Consider the following 22,261-nt stretch of genomic DNA (forward strand, 5'->3'; position numbering starts at 1 on the left):
ACGAACGTCTGTGTATTAGTACAGACGAACGGCGCGGCGCTGTTCGCGCTGAACTTTCTTAGCGTGACGCTTAACAGCGGCTGCTGCTTTGCGCTTACGCTCAGAAGTTGGCTTCTCATAAAATTCGCGGCTACGAACTTCAGCCAGAACACCGGCTTTTTCGCAGGAGCGCTTGAAACGACGCAGAGCTACGTCGAAGGGTTCGTTCTCTTTTACTTTGACGGCTGGCATCCAGAGCTACCTTCTTTCATTACCGGGAATCAACGTTCTCGTCGCAAAAAATTCGCGGCTGAGGTCGTCGGTTTTTAAGGGTTGCGGATGTTAACCCCTCATTGCCCGGAATGCAAAGCCTCTGATCGAAAACCGCTAGTCGGGAGGGGGAGTGGCGACTATTATGCGCGCCTTCGAATTCAGCCTCTACAAGGCGCAAACCCATGCTAGTACTGGGACTTGAAACCTCCTGCGACGAAACCGGAGTCGCACTATACGACAGTGAACGCGGGCTTTTGGCCGATGCACTGTTCAGTCAGATCGACCTGCATCGCGCCTATGGCGGCGTGGTGCCGGAGCTTGCCAGCCGCGATCACGTCAAGCGCATGCTGCCATTGATCCGCCAGGTGCTGGATGAGGCCGGTTGTGTGGCAACCGAGATCGATGCCATTGCCTATACGGCAGGGCCCGGATTGGTCGGAGCCCTGCTGGTTGGGGCCTCTTGCGCCCAGGCGCTGGCCTTTGCCTGGGGTATTCCTGCTCTTGGTGTGCACCATATGGAAGGCCACTTATTGGCGCCCATGCTGGAAAAAACACCGCCGGAGTTCCCGTTCGTCGCTTTGTTGGTTTCGGGCGGGCATACGCAGCTGGTTCAGGTGGATGGGATCGGTCAATACACACTGTTGGGCGAGTCGCTGGACGATGCCGCCGGTGAAGCGTTCGACAAAACCGCGAAGATGATGGGGCTTAATTATCCGGGGGGGCCGGAAATCGCCCGTCTTGCCGAGAACGGCGTTGCCGGTCGCTACACCTTCCCGCGGCCGATGTGTGATCGTCCTGGCTTGATGTTCAGTTTCAGCGGTTTGAAAACCTCTGCCTTGAACACCTGGCAGCAGAGCGTCAGCGCCGGGGACGACGGCCAGCAAGCCCGTTGCGACATCGCGCTGGCGTTCCAGCAGGCTGTGGTGGAGACTTTGACCATCAAGTGCAAGCGCGCCCTGAAACAGGCGGGCATGAAGCGGCTGGTGATCGCAGGCGGCGTCAGCGCCAACAAGGCGTTGCGCAGTTCCCTGGAAAAAATGCTCGGCGACATGAATGGCAACGTGTTTTACGCACGCCCTGAGTTCTGCACTGACAACGGCGCGATGATTGCCTACGCCGGTTGCCAGCGCTTGCAGGCCGGGCAGCACGAAAGTCTGGCGATCAGCGTGCAGGCGCGCTGGCCGATGGAGCAATTGCCGCCGTTGTAAGGTTCAAGGGCACCGGGTCCAGGCGGGGTATTTAAAAATGCCGTTCGCGCCCGGCAAACAGGTCGCGTAGATTGCCGCGGTGGCGCCAGACGATCAGCAGTGTCAGCACGCTCATCGGTAGCAGCGCTTCTGGTTCCTGCCAGGCCAGCAGCGGCAGGGTCAGCGGCGTGGCAATCAGCGCGGCCAGCGAGCTGGTGCGGGTCAGGTAGAACGTCAGCAGCCAGGCGAGCATGGCCAGTAACGCCGCAGGGGGGTAAATGCCCAGCAGCATGCCGGCCGCCGTGGCGACGCCCTTGCCGCCGCGAAAGCGGAAGTACAACGGGAACAGGTGGCCCAGGACGGCACACAGGCCCACCCAGGCTTGCTGTTGCAAGCTAAGGCCGACGAGGCTGGCGATGAGCACGGGCAGCAGGCCCTTGCAGACGTCGCCCAGCAAGGTCAGGACGGCGAGTTTCTTGCCGGCCAGGCGCAACATATTGGTGGCGCCGGCATTGCCTGAGCCACTCATTCGCGGATCGGGATTTCCCGTCAAGCGGCTGAGCAAAATGGCGAAGGACAGCGAGCCGAGCAGGTAGGCGAAAATCGCCAGTGACCAAAACATGCTAACTATTCCGGGCGAGGACGCCCTGATTCTAACGGGGCATCGCGCCCTTGTCGTGCTGCGGAGAAAAGTGCTTGGACAGAGTGTTTATCGAAGGCCTGGAAGTCGACACCGTGATCGGGGCTTACGACTGGGAGCGCGGAATCCGGCAATGCCTGCGCCTGGACCTGAGCTTCGCCTGGGATAATCGCCCAGCTGCGGCAGGTGACGACCTGACCCTGGCACTGGATTACGCCAGGGTGTCTGCGCGTATCCAGGCCTTTGCCGAGCAGTCCCAGTACCAACTGGTGGAAACCTTTGCCGAGCGTTTGGCCGAAGTGCTGATGAGTGAGTTCCAGATTCCCTGGCTGCACCTCAAGTTGACCAAGCCCGGCGCGGTACCGGCTGCCAAGGGCGTGGGCGTGGAGATCGAGCGCGGATGTCGTTGACTCAGGTTTACCTCGGGCTTGGCAGCAATATCGACCGCGAGGCTCGTCTATGCGCCGGCTTGGATGCGTTGGCGGGCTTCTTGACGGATATGCGCTGTTCGGCGGTGTTCGAAAGCCAGCCGGTGGGGATCAAAAGTGGGCCGTTTTTCAATCTGGTGGTGTCGGCTTATACCGACCTGCCGTTGATGGAACTCGATCGCCGGTTGAAATCCATCGAGGCCGACAACGGCCGCTACGCGCCCGACCGCAAAGGCCTGCCGCTGGATATCGATGTGTTGTTGTATGGCGATTGGGTGGGCAATTTCGATGGCTTGATCTTGCCGCGAGCCGAAATTCTGAAAAACGCCTTTGTGTTGTGGCCGCTGTCGATGATGGCGCCGGAGCGTCTGCACCCGGAGGCGGGCAAGACAATGGCCGAGTTGTGGCGAGACGCGCAAATTGATCAGGTATTGGCGCCTGTGGCGTTCGAGTGGCAGGGTCAGCCACTCACGCCACAAGCTCTTTTGTAGGAGCCGAGCGTGCTCGCGAAAAACCTGAGGGCGCTGCGTCATCGTTGAGGTTCTTCGCGAGCAAGCTCGCTCCTACAAGGGCTTTTGCTGTTCTTTGTAGGCTTTAAGCGCCTTGAGCCGTTCGCGCTTGAGCGCCTCGCCCAGTTCGGGGCCTTTGAAACCCTTTTCTAGCAGCGGCGCGACCGGCACTTCGCGTGCCACCTTTGCCGCTCCGCGCAAATAATCGGCCTGTGGATAACTGCGTTGCTCAAAACCCTCGCGGCCACGAGCGTCCATTTCGCAGGCCGCCACGAACTCTTCAAAGCGTTGCGGCCGACGGTACACGTCGAAGCTTTGCAGCAACTCCAGCAATGTCGAGGCCTTGAGTTCAAGCGCGCGATGCCCGTGAGTATGATATTGCCCCACCAGCAAGGCCAACTCCTGGCAATCCCTCGGCACCTTGAAACGCTCGTTCACCGCTTTGATCAGCTTCAAGCCGCGATGTTCGTGGGCAATGTGCTGCGGCAACTTATCCACAGGCGTCAGGCCTTTGCCCAGGTCGTGCAGCAGGCAGGCCCAGCGCACGCTCAGCGGTTGCTTGTGCAGGGCTGCTTGCTGCAGCACGCTCAAGGTATGCAAGCCGGTGTCTATTTCCGGGTGGTGAGCTGCGGGCTGCGGCACGCCGAACAGCGCATCCACCTCCGGCATCAAGGTTTTCAGTGCGTCGCAGTCACGCAGTACTTGGATAAATACCTGGGGTTGATCTTCCATCAGCGCCCGCGAGATTTCCTTCCAACTGCGCTCGGGGGTAAGGGCCTCCAACTCGCCGGACTCACTGAGTTGGTGCATTAATTCGAGGGTCTCAGGGGCGACTGTGAAGCCGAGAGGCGCATAGCGCGCGGCGAAACGCGCAACGCGTAGTACGCGGAGGGGATCTTCGGCGAACGCGGGAGAAACATGCCGTAAAAGACGCGCTTCAAGATCACGTTGTCCCTGATAAGGATCAGTCAGGTTACCCTCGTCATCCTCCGCCATGGCATTGATGGTCAGGTCACGCCGGATCAGGTCTTCTTCCAGCGTAACGTCGGGGCTCGCATGGAATATAAAGCCACCGTAACCCCGGCCATTCTTGCGTTCGGTGCGAGCGAGGGCGTATTCGTCACCGTTTTTCGGATCGAGAAACACCGGAAAATCGGCGCCCACCGGTTTATAACCCTTGGCGAGCATCTCTTCAGCCGTCGCGCCAACGACGACGCGGTCTATATCGGTGACCTCGATGCCCAGAAGGCGATCACGCACGGCGCCGCCGACTTTGTAGATTTTCATGAAAAAGCCTCCATTAGCGGCACAGGATAACGCCTGAGCCTGGCCAATGGAGGCTTTGCTGTTTCAGAGATGCACGACGGCCATGTCCAGGCGGCCATAGTCGTTGTCGTTATGATCGCTGCGCGGTGGTACATGGTGGGTCTTCATCACTTGGTCGCCCTGCAGGGTTTCCAAATGAATATCAAAACCCCAGAGCCGATGCAGGTGCTTGAGCACTTCCTCAGTGGATTCGCCCAAGGGTTTGCGGTCGTGCTGCTGGTGACGCAAGGTCAGCGAACGGTCGCCACGCACATCGATGCTGTAGATCTGCACGTTAGGCTCGCGGTTACCCAGGTTGTATTGCGCGGCCAGGGTTTCGCGAATGATGCGGTAGCCGGGTTCGTCGTGGATGGCAGGTACGACCAGGTCGTCCTTGAGGTCGTCGTCCAGGATACTGAACAGCTTGAGGTCGCGGATCACCTGGGGCGACAGGTACTGCAGGATGAAACTCTCATCCTTGAAGCTGCTCATGGCGAACTTGATGGTCGATAGCCAGTCGCTGCCGGCGATTTCCGGGAACCAGCGGCGGTCTTCCTCCGTGGGGTGCTCGCACATGCGGCGGATATCGCGGTACATGGCAAAACCCAGTGCATAGGGGTTGATGCCGTTGTAGTACGGGCTGTCGAAGCCTGGCTGGAAGACCACGCTCGTATGGGACGTGAGGAACTCCATCATGAAGCCGTCAGTGACCAGGCCTTCGTCGTACAGGTCGTTCATCAGGGTGTAATGCCAGAAGGTTGCCCAGCCTTCGTTCATTACTTGGGTTTGGCGCTGGGGATAAAAATATTGCGCGATCTTGCGCACGATACGCACGATTTCGCGCTGCCAGGGCTCCAGCAGCGGTGCGTGCTTTTCGAGGAAATACAGGATGTTTTCCTGCGGTTCGGCGGGGAAGCGGGCATTGTCCTTGTCGCTGTTCTTGTCGGCGCGCTTGGGGATGGTGCGCCACAGGTCGTTGATCTGTTTCTGCAGGTGCTCCTCGCGCTCCTTCTGGCGCAGGCGTTCCTCTTCGGCGGAAATAGGATAGGGACGCTTATAGCGATCGACCCCATAATTCATCAGCGCGTGGCAGGAGTCCAACAGGTCTTCCACCGCATCGATACCGTGGCGCTCCTCGCACTGCATGATGTATTGCTTGGCGAACACCAGGTAATCAATGATCGAACTGGCATCGGTCCAGGTGCGAAACAGGTAGTTGCCCTTGAAGAAACTGTTATGCCCATAGCAGGCATGGGCCACTACCAGCGCCTGCATGCAGATGGTGTTTTCTTCCATCAGGTACGCGATGCACGGGTCGGAGTTGATCACGATCTCGTAGGCCAGGCCCATCTGGCCGCGTGTGTAGGACTTCTCGGTACTGAGAAAGTGTTTCCCGTAGGACCAATGGTGATAGCCCAGGGGCATGCCCACCGAGGCATAGGCATCCATCATCTGTTCAGCGGTGATGACTTCTATCTGATTGGGATAGGTGTCCAAGGCATAACCCGCCGCGATACGGCTGATTTCCCGGTCATAGGCCTGGATCAGTTCGAAGGTCCACTCGGAACCGGTGGAAATGGGTTGGCGCTTGTTCTCTTTTTTGGCGGTCATGTCACTAACCTGCGCTGGAAGAGTTCACGGAAGACCGGGTAGATATCGCCGGCCGAGACCAGTTGCTGCTGGGCGAACGTGTCGGCAAAGGCTTCGCCGATGCGCTCGTATTCGAACCACAGGGCCTGGTGCTCACGGGGGGTGATTTCGACGTAAGTGTAGTACTGCACGAACGGCATGATCTGGTTGATCAAAATGTCCCGGCAGATCGGCGAGTCGTCGTTCCAGTTGTCGCCGTCAGAGGCTTGGGCGGCGTAGATGTTCCACTCGTTGGCGGGGTAGCGCTCGGCCATGATCTCCTGCATCAGCTTCAGTGCGCTGGAAACAATGGTGCCGCCAGTTTCCCGCGAGTAGAAAAACTCCTCTTCGTCCACCTCTCGCGCGCTGGTGTGATGGCGGATGAACACTACGTCAATCTTGTCGTAGTTCCGTTTCAGGAACAGGTACAGCAGGATAAAGAAGCGCTTGGCGATGTCCTTGGTGGCCTGGGTCATGGAGCCGGAAACGTCCATCAGGCAGAACATCACCGCCTTGGAGCTGGGGTTGGGTTGCTTGACCAGCAGGTTGTATTTCAAGTCAAAGGTATCGAGGAACGGCACGCGGTGGATGCGCGCGCTGAGTTTTTCGATTTCCGCCTCGATTTCCTGGATATCGCCGAAGTTATCCGGTTCTTCGCGCTTCAAGCGTGCCAACTCTTCCTTGGCCTGCTTGAGTTTGGCACGGCTACTGCCGGACAGGGCGATACGCCGTGCGTGGGCTGAACGCAGGGTGCGGATGATGTTGATGCGCGACGGGTTGCCCTCGTTGCTGATCCCTGCACGTACGGTCTTGAAGGTATCGGTGCCGGTCAGGTTGCGTTTGACGAGGTTGGGCAGTTCGAGGTCTTCGAACATGAATTCGAGGAATTCTTCCTGAGTGATCTGGAATACGAATTCATCCATGCCTTCGCCAGAGTTGCCGGCTTTGCCCGGGCCTTTGCCGCCGCCACCGCCTTGTGGGCGCTGGATATGTTCGCCAGTGGTGAATTCCTTGTTACCCGGGTGCACCACGGTCTGTTTGCCGCCGCGGCCATGGTGAAGTACCGGTTCGTCGATGTCCCGTCCGGGAATGCTGATTTGTTCGCCATGCTCCATGTCGGTGATGGAACGGCGGCTGACGGCCTCTTCTACCGCCTTTTTGATGTGGTCACGGTAACGCCGCAGGAAACGCTGGCGGTTTACCGTGCTCTTGTTCTTGCCATTGAGGCGTCGGTCGATCACATAGCTCATGGGGAGCCCTCCGGGCAGCTTCACGTTACAAGCTTCAAGCCGCGGGCTGGAAGCTTAGAGACAAGCGGTCAACTGCCAGGCCGGATGCCTGGCAGTGCGCGCTTGCCGCTGCCTTACTGCGATTTGCGAACCCGCAGGTACCACTCGGAGAGCAGTCGTACCTGTTTGTCGGTGTAGCCTCGCTCGACCATGCGTGTGACGAAGTCGTTGTGTTTTTGCTGATCCTCCTTGCTGGCCTTGGCGTTGAAGCTGATGACGGGCAGCAGGTCCTCGGTGTTGGAGAACATTTTCTTCTCGATGACCACCCGCAGCTTCTCGTAGCTGAGCCAAGTGGGGTTCTTGCCGTTGTTGTTGGCACGGGCGCGCAGTACGAAATTGACGATTTCGTTGCGGAAGTCCTTCGGATTGCTGATGCCGGCGGGTTTCTCGATTTTTTCCAATTCTTCGTTGAGGGCCACGCGATTGAGGATTTCGCCGGTTTCCGGGTCGCGGTATTCCTGATCCTGGATCCAGAAATCGGCGTACAGGACGTAGCGGTCGAAAATGTTCTGGCCGTATTCGCTGTAGGACTCCAGGTAAGCGGTCTGGATTTCCTTGCCGATGAACTCGATGTAGCGCGGCGCCAGGTATTCCTTGAGGAAGCGCAGGTAGCGCTCACGAGTTTCCGCCTGGAATTGCTCCTGTTCAATCTGTTGTTCCAGCACATAGAGCAAGTGCACCGGGTTGGCGGCAATCTCGTGGGGATCGAAGTTGAAGACCTTGGACAAGATCTTGAACGCAAAGCGCGTCGACAGACCGTTCATGCCCTCGTCCACACCGGCTGTATCACGGTATTCCTGGATCGACTTAGCCTTGGGATCGGTGTCCTTGAGGTTTTCGCCGTCGTAGACGCGCATCTTCGAATAGATATTGGAGTTCTCCGGCTCCTTGAGGCGCGACAGTACGGTGAACTGGGCAAGCATTTTCAGGGTGTCGGGGGCGCAATGGGCCTTGGCCAGGGAGCTGTTGAACAGCAGTTTGTCGTAAATCTTGATTTCGTCACTGACCCGCAGGCAGTACGGCACCTTGACGATATAGATCCGGTCGATGAAGGCTTCGTTGTTCTTGTTATTGCGGAAGGTATGCCATTCCGATTCGTTGGAGTGAGCCAGCAAGATCCCGGTAAATGGAATCGCCCCCAGGCCTTCGGTACTGTTGTAGTTACCTTCCTGGGTAGCGGTGAGCAGTGGGTGCAGCACCTTGATCGGTGCCTTGAACATCTCCACGAACTCCATCAGGCCCTGGTTGGCCCGGCACAATGCGCCCGAATAGCTGTAGGCATCGGCATCGTTCTGCGGAAACTCTTCCAGTTTGCGGATATCGACCTTGCCCACCAGTGCCGAAATGTCCTGATTGTTTTCATCGCCGGGTTCGGTCTTGGCCACGCCGATCTGGTTGAGGATCGACGGGTAGAGTTTCACCACCCGGAACTGGCTGATATCACCGCCGAACTCGGCCAGGCGCTTGGTGGCCCAGGGCGACATGATGGTGTTGAGGTAGCGCCGCGGGATACCGAAGTCTTCCTCGAGGATCGCGCCATCTTCCGTGGCGTTGAACAGGCCCAGGGGCGACTCGAAGACGGGCGAGCCCTTGATCGCATAGAAGGGCACCTTCTCGATCAATTGCTTGAGCTTTTCCGCCAGGGACGATTTGCCGCCGCCGACCGGGCCGAGCAAATAGAGGATCTGCTTCTTCTCTTCCAGGCCTTGGGCGGCATGGCGGAAGTAGGAAACGATCTGGTCGATGCATTCTTCCATCCCATGGAAGTCTTCAAAGGCCGGATAGCGGCGGATCACCTTGTTGGAAAATATCCGCGACAGGCGCGAATTATTGGCGGTTTCCACCAGTTCTGGCTCGCCAATCGCCAATAGCAAGCGTTCGGCGGCAGAAGCGTAGGTGCTGCGGTCCTGTTTGCACAGCTCGAGATACTCCTGAAGCGTGAGTTCTTCCTGCTGTGTGGACGCGAAGCGTTGTTGGAAGTGGCTAAAGATACTCATGACGTCGTCACCTCGCTCGATACGTGGAGCCGACGCCGGATCAATCAGTCGATGCTGGCAGTCATTGACGCACGCCAATGGCTGTTTTCCCCCCAGAACACCCTGAAACGCTACCGATGACCCGTACGCCGGTGTACCGGCTCTCCCCTGATTCGGATGGCCTGCGCTTAAGGATAGTTCGGAATCCGGGAGGTCAAGGCGCGATGCGCAATTAGTTTAGCCGCGCCGTTCGTCAGAAACGGCGCAAGCCCAAGCGTCACGCGGGGTAGCGGGGTGTGAAAAAAATTATTGCGAATCGCCCGAGGAAATTTCCGCGGGATAGGTCGTACGCCACAGCTCAAACCCGCCGTCCAGGCTGTAGACGTCAGAGAAACCCTGGCTGATCAGATACGCGGCTGCACTCTGGCTGGAATTGCCGTGGTAGCAGGCGACGATCAGCGGTGCATCGAGGTCGGCGGCGCGGATGAAGTCGGCGATGTTGACGTTGTCCAAGTGCTGGGCGCCGGTGATGTGAGCGGCGGCATAAGTAGGCTGGTCGCGGATGTCGACGACTACGGCACCTTGCTCGCGCAGGGTCTGTGCTTCTTGGGGAGGGATACGTTTGAATTCGGTCATGGCGGGCTCCTATTGCTTGGCGGTGGCCGGCAGGGTAATGGAAAGGGGCGATTCGCACTGGCAGTCGAGGCGCTTGCCCGTGTCGATGTTCATCAGGGTCATGGCACCGCCCCACACGCAACCGGTGTCGAGGGCGAACACGCCGGGTTCATCGCACTTGCCTTCCAGCGCGGCCCAGTGGCCAAAGATGATCTTTGTGTCTCGGGTCTTGCGTTCCTTGTAGGCGAACCAGGGCTTGTAGCCGGGCAGGGCGGTGTCGGCGCCTTCCTTGCTCTTGAGGTCCAGTTTGCCTTCGGCCGTGCAGAAGCGCATCCGCGTGAAGTAGTTGGTGATGACTCGCAGGCGGGCCACGCCGGTGAGGTCGTTGTCCCACTTCACTGGGTCGTTGCCGTACATGCCGTCGAGGTAAGCGGTGTACAGGTTGTCATCAGCCAATGCACTTTCAACTTCGGCGGCGCACTTGAGGGCTTTTTTCAGCGTCCACTGCGGCGGGATACCGGCATGCACCAAGGCCATGTTGCGATCCTCGTCGTAGTGCATGAGTTTTTGCCGGCGCAGCCAGTCGAGCAGTTGAGCGCGGTCTGGGGCTTCGAGAATTTCCCGCAGGGTGTCGCCTTTTTTGAGGCGCTCGATATTGTTGCCGGCCGCAAGCAGATGCAGGTCATGGTTGCCCAGCACGCATACCAAGGAATCACGCAGGCCATAGAGGTAGCGCAGGGTTTCCAGGGACTGTGGGCCCCGGTTAACCAAGTCTCCCACCAACCACAAGCGATCATTTGCCGGGTCGAAGGCTACGCGCTCCAGCAGGCGCTTGAGAGGGTCCAGGCAGCCTTGCAGGTCGCCGACCGCGTACGTTGCCATCAGTGCAGGGCTCCTGGTACGGCCAGGCGGAAGGGCTTGATGATTGCATCGAACAGTTGGCCGTCGGTGGCCTTCATTTGATACGAGCCTTGCATGGTGCCGACCTTGGAGGTCATTACCGTGCCGCTGCTATAAGTGTGGCTGGCGCCGCTGTCGATCAACGGTTGCTGGCCGACAACGCCTGCCCCGCGCACTTCCTCGACCTGGCCGTCGCCATCGGTGATGACCCAGTGGCGCGACAGCAGCTTGGCCGGCACCAGCCCGTTGTTCTTCACTGTAATGGTGTAGGCAAAGGCGAAGCGGTTATGTTCGGGTTGCGATTGGTCCGCCAGGAAGCGGGTGACGACGCTGACGTCTATCTGATAGCGAGGATCGGACATGCAAGAGGCCTTAAAAGCGAAGGACAGCAGATGCGGGTCAGTCTAGGCCAAGAGGTGGGCACTAGGCCAGACATGCTGTCTGGGCTCTTGAACTTGATGAAACGACTCTATCAACGTAACGCGGTTAAACCTGTGGGAGCGGGCTTGCTCGCGAATGCGGTGCGTCAGTCAACTGATCTATAACTGATCCACCGCATTCGCGAGCAAGCCCGCTCCCACATTGGAGGGTGTTGAACCCTATTGCGCTGTTGGCGCTGGCTGGATGGCAAGCTGGTCAGCCAGGCGCACGAACGCGGCCAGGTCCAGTTGCTCGGGGCGCAGGCCGCCGTCGACGCCGGCGGCTTCGATTTCAGCATTGCTCAGCAGGGCTTTGAGTGTGTTACGCAAGGTCTTGCGGCGTTGGTTGAACGCTTCGCGTACCACACGTTCCAGCAGTTTGTGATCCTTGGCCGGGTGCGGCAGTACGGCATGCGGCACCAGGCGCACGATGGCTGAATCGACCTTCGGTGGCGGGTTGAACGCGCCCGGGCCGACGTTGAACAGGTGCTCTACGCGGCAGTGATACTGGACCATGATCGACAAGCGGCCCCAGTCACCACCGCCAGGGCCTGCGGCCAGGCGCTCCACCACTTCCTTTTGCAGCATGAAGTGCATGTCGCGGATGATCCCGGCGTTGTTCAGCAGGTGGAAAATCAACGGCGTGGAGATGTTGTACGGCAGGTTACCCACCACCCGCAGGCTGTTGGGCGCAGCGCCAAGGCTGTTGAAGTCGAACTTCAGCGCGTCGCCCTGGTGCAGGTTGAAGTTGGCTTTGCCGGCGAACTGCTGGTTGAGGATCGGGATCAGGTCCTTGTCCAGTTCCACGACGTCCAGTTGCCCGCCGCTGGCCAGCAGGCCCTGGGTCAGCGCGCCCTGGCCTGGGCCGATTTCCAGCAGGCGGTCTTCGGGCTTGGCATGGATGGAGCGCAGGATGCGATCGATCACGCCAGCGTCATGCAGGAAGTTCTGCCCGAAGCGCTTGCGCGCCCGGTGTTGGTAATGCTCAGTCATATACGGGTCTCGGCCATCTGATAGGCGGTTTCCAAGGCCACGTGCAGGCTGCCGGTATCGATCTTGCCGCTGCCTGCGAGGTCCAGGGCGGTGCCATGGTCGACGGAGGTGCGGATGATCGGCAGGCCCAGTGTCACGTTGACTGCGGCGCCGAAGCCTTTGTACTTCAGCACGGGCAGCCCCTGGTCGTGGTACATCGCCAGCACTGCATCGCAGTGCTCCAGATATTTGGGGGTGAACAGAGTGTCTGCAGGCAATGGGCCGCGTAGGTCCATGCCTTCTTGGCGCAGGCGCTCTAATGTCGGTTCAATGATGTCGATTTCTTCATGGCCCAAGTGGCCGCCTTCACCGGCGTGGGGGTTAAGCCCACAGACCAGGATACGCGGTTGGGCAATGCCGAATTTGTGTTGCAGGTCGCTGTGCAGTATGCGCGTGACACGCTCCACACGCTCGGCAGTGATGGCATCGGCGATTTCACGCAGCGGCAAGTGGGTGGTCACCAGCGCCACACGCAGGCCGCGGGTGGCGAGCATCATCACCACTTGAGCGGTATGGGTCAGTTCCGCGAGGAATTCGGTATGGCCGGAAAAGGCGATACCGGATTCGTTGATCACACCTTTGTGCACCGGTGCGGTAATCATGCCGGCGAAGTCGCCGTCGATGCAGCCTTGGCCCGCACGGGTCAACGTCTCCAGCACAAATGCCGCGTTGGCCGTATTCAACTGCCCTGCAACCACTTTGGCTTGCAGCGGGGTGTCCCACACATACAGGCTGCCGGCGGGGGCCGGCAGGTCGGGCCAGTTGCCCGGCGCCACGTCCAGCAGGTTGACGGCCACACCCAGTTGCGCGGCCCGCTCAAGGAGCAGGTCGCGGCTGGTAATGGCAATCAGGGGGTGTGGCTGGGGTTGCGAGGCGAGCAGCAGGCACAGGTCTGGACCAATGCCGGCTGGCTCGCCGGGTGTCACCGCGAAACGCTGGGGTTTCACTGGGGTGCCTGGTCGGTGCCTGTTTGCTCGGCGCCTGGCAGCTTGTTCTCTACATACGCTTCGTCACGGATCTGACGCAGCCAGGTTTGCAGCTCTTCGTCGTATTTGCGGTTACGCAGTACGCTCAGGGCTTGCTGCTCGCGGGCCTGGGTGGTGTTGTCCGTGGCGCGACGGCCAAGCACTTCCAGCACATGCCAGCCGTACTGAGTCTTGAACGGCTTGGACAATACGCCTTGCGGTGTCTCGGCCATAACCTGCTGGAACTCAGGCACCAGAGCTTTCGGGTCGATCCAGTTCAGATCGCCGCCGTTAAGGGCAGAACCTGGGTCTTCCGAGAAGCTTTTAGCCAGGGTGGCGAAGTCTTCACCGCTTTCAATGCGGTCGTAGATCTTCTGGGCCAGTTCCTTGGTTTGTGCCTCGGTGCGGATTTCGCTCGGTTTGACCAGGATGTGACGAACATGGACTTCGTCTTTCAGCGAAGTCTCGCCGCCGCGACGTTCCAGCAGCTTCAGGATGATGAAGCCACCCGGGGTGCGCGCTGGCTGGGTAATGCCACCGACTTCCATGGCGCTCAATTCGCGATCAAACGGAGGTGGCAATTGAGCGGCTTTACGCCAGCCCATGTCACCGCCTTCGAGGGCGTTGTCGCTGCCGGACTGAGCAATGGCCATCTGGGCAAAATCTGCACCCGCTTTCAGGCGCTCATAGATCGCCTGGGTTTTAGCGGCGGCGGCATTAAGCTGCTCAGAGTTGGCTCCGTCCGGGGTTGGGATCAGGATATTGGCCAAGTGCAACTCTTCGGAGAGCTGCATCTTGCCCAGGTCCGAGGCCAGGAAGTTCTTCACTTCCTGCTCGGACACCTGAACCCGCTCGGCCACACGGCGCTGGCGCACACGGCTGATGATCATTTCGCGCTTGATCTGGTCACGGGCGTCCTCGTAGGACAAACCATCGCGAGCCAGGGCGGCGCGGAACTGATCAATGCTCATGTTGTTACGCTGAGCGATGGTGCCAACGGCCTGGTTCAATTCTTCGTCTGAAATACGGATGCCAGAACGGTCGCCAATCTGCAATTGCAGGTTCTCGACGATCAGACGCTCCAGCACCTGGGGTTCCAGGACGCTGCTCGGTGGCACACCACCGCCACGCTTGGCGATGGTTTGCTGAACTTCCTTGACCCGTTGGTCCAGCTGGCTCTGCATGATCACGTCGTTGTCGACGATGGCCGCTACTTTATCCAGCTGTTGAACCGCGGCGTGTGCCGAAACAGTACCCAGGAACAGCGCGCCCAGCACTAGCGGGCGCAAACACTCAGAAAGCTTTGTCTTCACGTTCACGATAACCTTGAATGCCTTTGTCGAGGAAGCTCTCTACCTTGGCGCCGGTCAGGCCGCCGAGTCCTTTAAGGACGATCTGGAAGAAGAGCCCGTGGTCACCCTTTTCGTTAAGGGGGGCGATCTGGGTATATTCGTCGTTGGAAACCCAGTAACGGTTGATGACGCGCAGTTTCCAGCAGCAGTTGTCGTACTCGAAACCACCGAAGGCTTCCAGGGTACGGTTGCGGGCATAGTCATACTGCCAGCGGGTGATCAAATTCCACTGCGGAATGATCGGCCACATCATCGAGAAGTCGTGTTGCTGGATTTTGTAGTAATCCTTCACGAAGTTCGGATCGCCTGGTTGGCCGTAGTCGCCACCGAACTGCCATTTACCGGTCAACTGGTTGTAGACCACTTGGTCGTTGCGATAGCGATAACCGAGGTTGACGACCTTGTTCGGGTTGTCTTCCGGCTGGTAGTGGAACATTGCGCTGCCGGAACGTGGGGCATGGCTCTCAGTGTCCCAGTTGTAGTCAGCCGTGGCGCGCCAGTCGCGGTTGAAGCGGAACTCATATTCCAGAGCGATAGGCGAGACGTCTGTGCGAGCGTCGTCACGATCAGCGGCCAGTACACCCGGCAGTTGAACCTCGCGATCCTTGAAGTACAGCGCTTGGCCGACGGAAACACGTTGGCGTTCAAAGCCGTTTTCTTCGATCCAACGGCTGGTTACGCCCAGGGATAGTTTGTTCTCGTCACCGATCCGGTCGGAGCCGCTGAAGCGGTTGTCGCGGAACAGCGAGGAGTAGCTGAACGAGTATTCGCTGGTATCGAAGACCGGAATATCACTCTGGTCTTTGTTCGGTACGTAGAGGTAGTACGCCCGCGGTTCGAGGGTCTGGTTAAAGTCTTTGCCGAACCAATTGGTTTTACGGTCGAAGTACAGGCCGCTGTCTACGCTGGCGATAGGTACCGCACGGTCTTGGGAGCTTTTGAATTTATCTCCGGCAGCCAGTGAGTTTTTACCGATCGTATCAAGGTCCAAGTCATACTTTGTATAGACGTACTTGAGCTTCGGCGTAATAAAACCGTAAGTCCAGTTCATCGGGTATTCAACCGCTGGAGCAAGGTTTAAACGAGTGCCGTTTGCGCGGGTGAGCCCTCTGACATTGGTATCCAAACGAGGTGTCACTGCACCGTTCTCGTCGGTAAAGGTGCCATTTTCCAAGTCACGATCAAAGCGGACGGCTTCAGTCTCATAACTAAAGTTCAAGCCACCCGGATGGAATGGCAATTGACCGTTGAGAGTGAGCTGCGGCAACCGATCATACGGTGTGATCTGAGAAATCGTCGCTAACTGGTATGCCTGGAGATTCAGGCGAGCCTGATATGAGTCGCCCCGGTACGTCAGGGAACCTTGCTGATTCAGGAAGTCCTGGCTCTCAACCCCTTCCTCATACGACTTCAAATCCTGGAAGTAGTAAGGATCGCTGATCCGGGTGTAATCCACCTGTGACGTCAGACGTGAATCCAACCCACCTTTATGCTGCCAATTGAGCATATAGCGGGTCTTTTCGTAATCGGTCTGGTTCTTGCGCTCATCGTTATCGTCGTTGAGATACGCCCCACCAAACTGCCCTTCACTCGACTTGGTCAGATAGCGGAATTCGCCCTCCATCAACAAGCCGCGCTTGGTCATGTACTGCGGGTACAACGTGGCATCGTAGTTCGGTGCCAGGTTGAAGTAGTACGGCGTTACCAATGTAAAGCCAGTCTCGCTGCCGGTGCTGAAGCTCGGCGGCAGGAAGCCGGATTGACGACGGTCATCGATCGGGAAGTAGATGTACGGGGTGTACAGGATCGGGATGTTCTTGACCCGCAACGTCGCGTTGGTCGCCGTACCGAAACCGGTGGCCGGGTTCAACGTGATGTTGTTGCCCTTGAGCTGCCAGGCGTTGCTGTCCGGCTCGCAGGTGGTGTACGTACCGTCCTTGAGACGGATGATCGCGTTTTCTGCACGCTTGGCGTACAGCGCGTTACCGCGGATGCGTGACTTGTGCATCACGTATTCGGCGTTGTCGATCTGGGCGGCACCGGTGTCGAGCTGGACCTGGGCATGGTCACCCACGATCAGGGCGCCGTTGTCGCGCAGGCGCACCTTGCCATTCAGTTCGCCACGGTTCTCCGCCTGGTACAGGCTGGCTTCGTCCGATTCCAGCTGCATGCTGCCCTGGCGCATGACCACGTCACCGGCCAGGGTAGCGACCTGCTGCTCCTGCTCGTAACGCGAGGCCTTGGCGCCGATGAAGGTCGGCGCATCGCTCTTGTTCGTCTTGTCGTTCATGCCAGGACGAGTCGGCTCGATGTAGGCGCCGCCGCAGTAAGGGCCGGTTTCGGCCAGCTGTGCTGCGGTCAGCTTGTCGCGAGGTACCCAGTCAAGGTGGCTGTAGTCGGCACTGCGCGAACGCAGGCCACGGCCCTTGGCTTCGGTGACCAGCATGGTCTTGGGTTCGGCGTCGACGCTGCCGCCAGCTTTGCCTTGCGGCGTGCTGTTGGCCGAGCTGACGGCAGCACCGTCATGCACCGGGCGCGGTGGCAATGGGGCGGCGGCGGTCTTCGGCGCGCAATCCCAGGCACCCGAAGCAGAGACTGAGCAGTCATACTGTTCCGCGGCGACCACGAATGAGGTGGCGAAAGGTTGCAAGGCCAGCAGACTGCCGGTTACCAGCAACGGAAATTTTCTACGAAACGCGGGGGATTTCAATGCCATCTTATTAGTCCGGGCTTCCTGCGTGCCATCTGCCCGCGGTTTGGGCCGCACGCCTCTCGATGGTCTGAAAAAGATGCGTGATAATAAAGCATGCCCCGCTTGACGGCTAGCGCCGTCGGAGACCCTTGTAATGCCCGAGCAAGATCTACGTTTACAACAGCTGGAAGTCTGGCTGGATGAGCAGTTGCCGATCCTCTTCAACGCTCAGGACTGGGGCCCCGTGCCCCCGGCCACATTGACCGCGGCCAGCAGCGACGCGAGTTTCAGGCGTTACTTCCGATGGGAGGGCGGTGCCCATACGTTCGTCGTCATGGACGCGCCACCCCCCCAGGAAAACTGCAAACCTTTCGTCGATATTGCGCATTTGCTCGCGAAATCGGGAATAAATGTGCCAAAAATTTATGCAGAAGATTTGCCCCGTGGCTTTCTTTTGCTCAATGACCTAGGCACAAAAACCTATCTGGACGTGATTGACGGTGAAAATGCCGACCAATTATTTGCCGATGCCATCGACGCGCTGCTGGCTTTCCAGCAATTGCCGATGGATGCACCGTTGCCCAGCTATGACGTGGCTTTATTGCGTCGCGAGCTGGAACTGTTCCCGGAATGGTATGTGCGCCGTCACTTGGGCATCGACCTCGACCCTGAGCAACAAGCCCTCTGGCAACGTGCCAGCCAGCAGTTGATCGACAGCGCCCTGGCCCAGCCCAAGGTGCTGGTGCACCGCGACTACATGCCGCGCAACCTGATGATCAGTGAGCCGAGCCCTGGCGTGCTGGATTTCCAGGACGCGGTCTACGGCCCGGTGACCTACGACATTACCTGCCTGTTCAAGGACGCCTTCCTCAGCTGGCCCCAGGCCCGCGTGCGCGAATGGCAGCGTGGCTATTGGCAGCGTGCCGGACAGTTGGGGATTCCAGTACAGGACGACTTTGAGGAGTTCCTGCGTGCCAGCGACCTGATGGGCGTGCAGCGTCACCTCAAGGTTATCGGCATCTTTTCGCGTATCTGCCACCGCGACGGCAAACCACGCTACCTGGCCGACGTGCCGCGTTTCTTTGCTTATATAGAAGCGGTGCTGGCCGACCGACCCGAGTTGAGTGACCTGGGCGAGTTACTCGCCAGCCTGCGCGAACCTGCCGAGGCCAGCGTATGAAGGCGATGATCCTGGCGGCGGGCAAGGGCGAGCGCATGCGTCCGCTCACCCTGCATACGCCCAAGCCGCTGGTGCAAGCCGGCGGCAAGCGGCTGATCGAGTATCACCTTGAAGCCTTGGCGAAAGCCGGCTTTACCGAGATCGTGATCAACCACGCCTGGCTCGGCGAGCAGATCGAAAGCTACCTGGGCGACGGTGCCCAGTTCGGTCTGCGCATCCGCTACTCCCCGGAGGGTGAACCGCTGGAAACGGGGGGCGGGATATTCCAGGCGTTGCCGCTGCTGGGCGACGAACCGTTTCTGGTGGTCAATGGCGATATCTGGACTGACTATGATTTCATCCAGCTCAAGCAGCCGATCCGGGGCCTGGCGCACTTGGTGATGGTCGACAACCCAGCACACCACCCCTCGGGCGGGGATTTCTACCTGGATCACGGTGTGCTTCATGATGCCGCGCCCGGTGCCGATAACCTGACCTTCAGTGGCATTTCAGTGCTCGACCCTAAATTGTTCGCGGGTTGCAGCGCCGGTGCCTTCAAGCTGGCCCCGCTGTTGCGCGAGGCCATGGCCAAAGGTTTGGTAACGGGGGAGCACATGGCAGGACGCTGGGTGGATGTAGGGACGCTTGAGCGATTGGCGCAGGTCGAAACCTTGCTGACAGCGGGGCAGTAGGATGTTGTGGCCAGGGACGCTGATCGGCGCCGGGGCTGGCTTTGCCATTGCCAGTATCCCGGGGGCTCTGTTGGGGGCATTGCTGGGGCAGGCGCTGGATCGCCGTCTGCAACTGCACAGCTGGGCGCAGTTACGTGAACGCTTGGGTGGGCGCCCGGCCTTGCGCAACGACGAACTGTTGTTTGTGCTGCTGGGACGCCTGGCCAAGAGTAATGGCCGGGTTGTCGATGGGCATATCCAGCAAGCGCGCCAGGAGATGCGCGCACTGGACATGAGTGAGCCGGCCCAGCGCCGCGCGATCAGCGCCTTCAACCGTGGCAAGTCCGGCAGCGACCGGGTTCGCCGTTACCTTCGGGTGCTCAAGACGCAGCCCCATGCGGCGGAAGGCGTGCTGCGCGCCTGTTGGCGCATGGCGTGGGCGGACGGTCGAGCGGATGCTGCCGAGCGCGACCTGATCGACCAGTGGGGCAAGTGGTTGGGCTGGACGCCACAGCAGCTTCAGGCATTGGCGACCGATTACGCGCCGGAGCGCAAGCCATTGGCCAATCGTGGCGGTGCCTATCAGGAGGCGTTGCGTATCCTGGGGGTGACGGCAACCACTGAGCCTTCGGTGATCAAGCGCGCCTACCGCCGCCTGCTCAGCCGTCACCATCCGGACAAGATCGCCGGCACGGGTGCCAGCCCCGCGCAAGTGCGGGAGGCGACCGAACGAACCCGAGAGTTGCATAACGCCTATGCGCTGATTCGCGAGCGGCGGGATTTTCGTTGAGACTATCGCCACTCAACGCCATGTGGGAGGGGGCTTGCCCCTGCCACGTCGTTGTGCGACATGGTCGACTATGTGATCAGTCTGCGCTGCCCTGCGGGCTCAGCCACCCGCGAACCCTGCGGTACAACTGCTCTTGCTCCGCCGCGCTATTGCCGGGTAACGCCGTGAGCGACACCTGCTTATAGCTGTCATTCTTCGAGCGCTTGGCTGCCTGGAGTCGCTCCAGGGCGTTCTTGCGATCCTGGGCGCCCTCTTGATAGAACACATCCGCCGTGGGCACCTTCAAGGCCGGCGCCAGTTGTTGCAGGTCCGGTTGGCGAGCCGCAGGCGTCTTGCCGGCCACCATCACCAACCTCTGCACCTGGGAGGGTTGTTTCTCGCTGAGGTAGCGTGCCGCCCACCAGGCCCCGGTGCCATGGCCGAGCAACACCACACTGCGGGCGCTTTGGGTCTGGGCGAAGGCGACGGCGGCGTCGATACGGTCGAAGATGCGCTTGGCGTCGGTCTTGTCCTGCTCATCCGCCCCCGGCACCACCGCCGGGTCAGTGCCTTCGGCCTCGGCACTGGCGGCCTGTTCGACCGGCTTGGCAGCGGTGCTGCCTTCCTTGCTGCTGGTATCGACCGCCGCTTTCGGCGGTTCGATGAGTCGTGGCGGCAGGGTGTCCACACTGACGTCAGGCAATGACAGGCTGAGGGTGCCCCAGGCGGCGTCCGGTAACTTGCGCCGCAGAGGCGCGATGGCCTGCGGCCAGTCCGCGTTCTCCCCGGCACCTGGTATGAGAATCACCACACCCTCGGCTTCGGCGCTGTTGGCGGGTTTCCATAGCGCCAGGAACGAATCGCTACCAGCTTGCAATTGCTGTTGCTCCTGCTGCGGCACCTGCCGTTCGAGCGCACTGGCTTCTTGCTGGCTACGCTCGGGCAAGGCCTGGCGTTCAGCCGGTTTTTCGACGGCAGGCGAGGGTGCATCCTCGGCCTGAACAGGCAAGACGCTGGTAAACAGCAGTGACAGGCACAATGCTGGCAGTGCCGAACGGTGAAGAAAAAGCATCGTTGATTCCCGGCCAGAAGTGATTCCAGCAGCCTAATGGGTTGGTCGGTATTTGTCAGGGGTATGAGGCGCGGTTCTCGCTACCGACAGGCTATCGGCGGTTTGTTAGCTGTCTTGATGGTCGCGGCGCGGCCATTCAACCAATGAATGGCAGACAACACGCCAGGGGCAGCTATTCTTGTGCCAGCCCATCATTCATAAGAGGCCGCGCACATGAGTACTTCCTCATTCAAGATCGCCCACAAACTGCTGACCGGTGCAGGTGCCATCGAACAACTGGCTGCCGAACTCACGCGCCTGGATGTGGATAACCCACTGATCGTCACTGACGCCGCGCTGGTCCAGTCCGGTACCGTGGCGCTGGCCTTGGAGCATCTGGGTGATCGAGCCTACGAAATCTTCGACCGCGTGCTGCCCGATCCGGAAATTGCCATCGTCGAAGACTGCATGCGTGCGTACCGCGAAGGGGGGCATGACGGCCTGATCGGTGTGGGCGGCGGCAGTGCCATCGACATCGCCAAGAGCGTGGCGGCCTATGCCGGTTATCACGGCGCGCTGGCGGACTTGTTTGGCGTCGATCAGGTGCCGCGCAAAGGCCCGCCGTTGATCGCCATCCCCACCACGGCCGGTACCGGCTCGGAGGTGACCAATGTGGCGATACTGTCCGACAAGGCTGCACAGCTGAAAAAAGGCATCGTCAGCGATTACTTGCTGCCGGATGTCGCGCTGATCAGCCCGCAAATGACCTTGACCTGCCCGCGAGGTGTCACGGCCGCCAGTGGCGTGGACGCCTTGGTGCATGCCATCGAGTCCTACCTGTCGCTGCATGCCTCGCCGATTACCGACGCCCTGGCCATCGGTGCGATCAGATTGATTGCCAGCGCGTTGCCCAAGGCTTACGCCAACCCGGCCAACCTGCAGGCCCGTGACGACATGGCCACCGCCAGCCTGATGGCCGGCATGGCCTTTGGCAACGCGGGCGTCGGTGCCGTGCATGCGCTGGCGTACCCGTTGGGTGGGCGCTTCAATATTGCCCATGGCGTCAGTAATGCGCTGTTGCTGCCGTATGTCATGCACTGGAACAAATTGGCCTGCGTCGAGCGCATGCAGGACATCGCCCAGGCCATGGGCGTCAATATCGCCGGGCTGAGTGTGAATGACGCTGCCGACCAGGCTGTAGAGGCGATGACGCGGTTATGTGCGGCAGTGGAGATCCCGTCCGGCCTGCGCAGTTTCGGCGTGCCCGAGGACGCCATCCCGGCCATGGCCAGCGAAGCTGCAGGCATTGAACGCTTGATGCGTAACAACCCGCGCAAGCTCAGCGCCGCCGATATCGAAAAAATCTACCGGGCAGCTTACTAACCGTTGAGATAGGTCACGGTGCGCGCAGCAAAGCATGA

At 59.7% G+C, this 22,261-nt stretch carries 21 protein-coding genes; 7 read left to right on the top strand and 14 right to left on the bottom strand.

What is annotated here, in order from left to right:
• Nucleotides 1–15 precede the first annotated feature (15 nt).
• A complete protein-coding gene (gene rpsU / locus BT199_RS21475) occupies nucleotides 16–231 on the bottom strand; it encodes a 30S ribosomal protein S21 (protein ID WP_002551877.1) in 216 nt (71 codons plus the stop codon).
• A gap of 203 nt (nucleotides 232–434) precedes the next feature.
• Here rpsU and tsaD point away from each other — a divergent pair, with 203 nt between their 5' ends.
• Nucleotides 435–1,460: a tRNA (adenosine(37)-N6)-threonylcarbamoyltransferase complex transferase subunit TsaD gene (gene tsaD / locus BT199_RS21480; RefSeq protein ID WP_003194748.1), complete on the top strand. Its 1,026-nt coding sequence runs from the start codon at nucleotides 435–437 to the stop codon at nucleotides 1,458–1,460.
• Nucleotides 1,461–1,491: 31 nt separating this feature from the next.
• Here tsaD and plsY read toward each other — a convergent pair whose 3' ends face one another.
• Nucleotides 1,492–2,061: a glycerol-3-phosphate 1-O-acyltransferase PlsY gene (plsY, locus tag BT199_RS21485; RefSeq protein ID WP_014720187.1), complete on the bottom strand. Its 570-nt coding sequence runs from the start codon at nucleotides 2,059–2,061 to the stop codon at nucleotides 1,492–1,494.
• Between the two features lie 74 nt (nucleotides 2,062–2,135).
• Here plsY and folB point away from each other — a divergent pair, with 74 nt between their 5' ends.
• Both folB and folK read left to right on the top strand, forming a co-directional pair.
• On the top strand, nucleotides 2,136–2,489 hold the full coding sequence (folB, locus tag BT199_RS21490) for a dihydroneopterin aldolase (protein WP_032895029.1): 354 nt from the start codon (nucleotides 2,136–2,138) through the stop codon (nucleotides 2,487–2,489).
• Nucleotides 2,480–2,998 (top strand): 2-amino-4-hydroxy-6-hydroxymethyldihydropteridine diphosphokinase, encoded by a 519-nt coding sequence (folK, locus tag BT199_RS21495; protein WP_014720185.1) that lies wholly within the window; start codon nucleotides 2,480–2,482, stop codon nucleotides 2,996–2,998. Before folB ends, folK begins: the two co-directional genes overlap by 10 nt.
• A 72-nt stretch (nucleotides 2,999–3,070) precedes the next feature.
• Here the strand turns inward: folK and BT199_RS21500 are convergent, their stop codons facing one another.
• The 11 genes from BT199_RS21500 to BT199_RS21550 form a co-directional block, all read right to left on the bottom strand.
• Nucleotides 3,071–4,303 (bottom strand): multifunctional CCA addition/repair protein, encoded by a 1,233-nt coding sequence (locus BT199_RS21500; RefSeq protein WP_072435433.1) that lies wholly within the window; start codon nucleotides 4,301–4,303, stop codon nucleotides 3,071–3,073.
• Nucleotides 4,304–4,366: 63 nt separating this feature from the next.
• Nucleotides 4,367–5,932 (bottom strand): SpoVR family protein, encoded by a 1,566-nt coding sequence (locus BT199_RS21505; RefSeq protein ID WP_003194736.1) that lies wholly within the window; start codon nucleotides 5,930–5,932, stop codon nucleotides 4,367–4,369.
• Complete coding sequence (locus tag BT199_RS21510) at nucleotides 5,929–7,200, bottom strand: YeaH/YhbH family protein (protein ID WP_003194735.1); 1,272 nt, start codon at nucleotides 7,198–7,200, stop codon at nucleotides 5,929–5,931. The genes BT199_RS21505 and BT199_RS21510 overlap by 4 nt, the downstream gene beginning before the upstream one ends.
• Before the next feature lie 113 nt (nucleotides 7,201–7,313).
• Nucleotides 7,314–9,236 (bottom strand): PrkA family serine protein kinase, encoded by a 1,923-nt coding sequence (locus BT199_RS21515; protein ID WP_003194732.1) that lies wholly within the window; start codon nucleotides 9,234–9,236, stop codon nucleotides 7,314–7,316.
• Between the two features lie 285 nt (nucleotides 9,237–9,521).
• Complete coding sequence (gene glpE / locus BT199_RS21520; RefSeq protein ID WP_014720183.1) at nucleotides 9,522–9,851, bottom strand: thiosulfate sulfurtransferase GlpE; 330 nt, start codon at nucleotides 9,849–9,851, stop codon at nucleotides 9,522–9,524.
• 9 nt (nucleotides 9,852–9,860) lie between these two features.
• Nucleotides 9,861–10,712, bottom strand: a complete 852-nt coding sequence (locus tag BT199_RS21525; protein WP_014720182.1) for a symmetrical bis(5'-nucleosyl)-tetraphosphatase — start codon at nucleotides 10,710–10,712, stop codon at nucleotides 9,861–9,863.
• Nucleotides 10,712–11,092: a Co2+/Mg2+ efflux protein ApaG gene (apaG, locus tag BT199_RS21530; protein WP_003194726.1), complete on the bottom strand. Its 381-nt coding sequence runs from the start codon at nucleotides 11,090–11,092 to the stop codon at nucleotides 10,712–10,714. The genes BT199_RS21525 and apaG overlap by 1 nt, the downstream gene beginning before the upstream one ends.
• 237 nt (nucleotides 11,093–11,329) lie before the next feature.
• Entirely contained in the window at nucleotides 11,330–12,142 is an 813-nt protein-coding gene (rsmA, locus tag BT199_RS21535; RefSeq protein ID WP_072435434.1) for a 16S rRNA (adenine(1518)-N(6)/adenine(1519)-N(6))-dimethyltransferase RsmA, read from the bottom strand.
• A complete protein-coding gene (gene pdxA / locus BT199_RS21540) occupies nucleotides 12,139–13,128 on the bottom strand; it encodes a 4-hydroxythreonine-4-phosphate dehydrogenase PdxA (protein WP_003194722.1) in 990 nt (329 codons plus the stop codon). The genes rsmA and pdxA overlap by 4 nt, the downstream gene beginning before the upstream one ends.
• Nucleotides 13,125–14,459, bottom strand: a complete 1,335-nt coding sequence (locus BT199_RS21545) for a peptidylprolyl isomerase (protein WP_137271085.1) — start codon at nucleotides 14,457–14,459, stop codon at nucleotides 13,125–13,127. The genes pdxA and BT199_RS21545 overlap by 4 nt, the downstream gene beginning before the upstream one ends.
• Nucleotides 14,440–17,214: an LPS-assembly protein LptD gene (locus tag BT199_RS21550; protein WP_072435435.1), complete on the bottom strand. Its 2,775-nt coding sequence runs from the start codon at nucleotides 17,212–17,214 to the stop codon at nucleotides 14,440–14,442. Before BT199_RS21550 ends, BT199_RS21545 begins: the two co-directional genes overlap by 20 nt.
• A 130-nt stretch (nucleotides 17,215–17,344) precedes the next feature.
• Between BT199_RS21550 and BT199_RS21555 the strand changes: the two genes are divergently transcribed.
• Genes BT199_RS21555 through BT199_RS21565 form a run of 3 tightly spaced genes read left to right on the top strand, consistent with a single transcriptional unit; the run spans nucleotide 17,345 to nucleotide 19,810 of the window.
• On the top strand, nucleotides 17,345–18,370 hold the full coding sequence (locus BT199_RS21555; RefSeq protein ID WP_072435436.1) for an aminoglycoside phosphotransferase family protein: 1,026 nt from the start codon (nucleotides 17,345–17,347) through the stop codon (nucleotides 18,368–18,370).
• On the top strand, nucleotides 18,367–19,041 hold the full coding sequence (murU, locus tag BT199_RS21560; RefSeq protein ID WP_014720176.1) for an N-acetylmuramate alpha-1-phosphate uridylyltransferase MurU: 675 nt from the start codon (nucleotides 18,367–18,369) through the stop codon (nucleotides 19,039–19,041). Before BT199_RS21555 ends, murU begins: the two co-directional genes overlap by 4 nt.
• 1 nt (nucleotide 19,042) lies before the next feature.
• The gene (locus tag BT199_RS21565) at nucleotides 19,043–19,810 is read left to right on the top strand and encodes a TerB family tellurite resistance protein (RefSeq protein ID WP_014720175.1); all 768 of its coding nucleotides are present in this window, start codon (nucleotides 19,043–19,045) and stop codon (nucleotides 19,808–19,810) included.
• A gap of 76 nt (nucleotides 19,811–19,886) precedes the next feature.
• Here BT199_RS21565 and BT199_RS21570 read toward each other — a convergent pair whose 3' ends face one another.
• A complete protein-coding gene (locus tag BT199_RS21570; protein ID WP_019817794.1) occupies nucleotides 19,887–20,861 on the bottom strand; it encodes an alpha/beta hydrolase family protein in 975 nt (324 codons plus the stop codon).
• Nucleotides 20,862–21,074: 213 nt separating this feature from the next.
• Here BT199_RS21570 and BT199_RS21575 point away from each other — a divergent pair, with 213 nt between their 5' ends.
• Entirely contained in the window at nucleotides 21,075–22,223 is a 1,149-nt protein-coding gene (locus BT199_RS21575; protein WP_014720173.1) for an iron-containing alcohol dehydrogenase, read from the top strand.
• Nucleotides 22,224–22,261 lie beyond the last annotated feature (38 nt).

The organism is Pseudomonas sp. NFR02, from assembly GCF_900119375.1.
GTDB lineage: Bacteria > Pseudomonadota > Gammaproteobacteria > Pseudomonadales > Pseudomonadaceae > Aquipseudomonas > Aquipseudomonas paracarnis.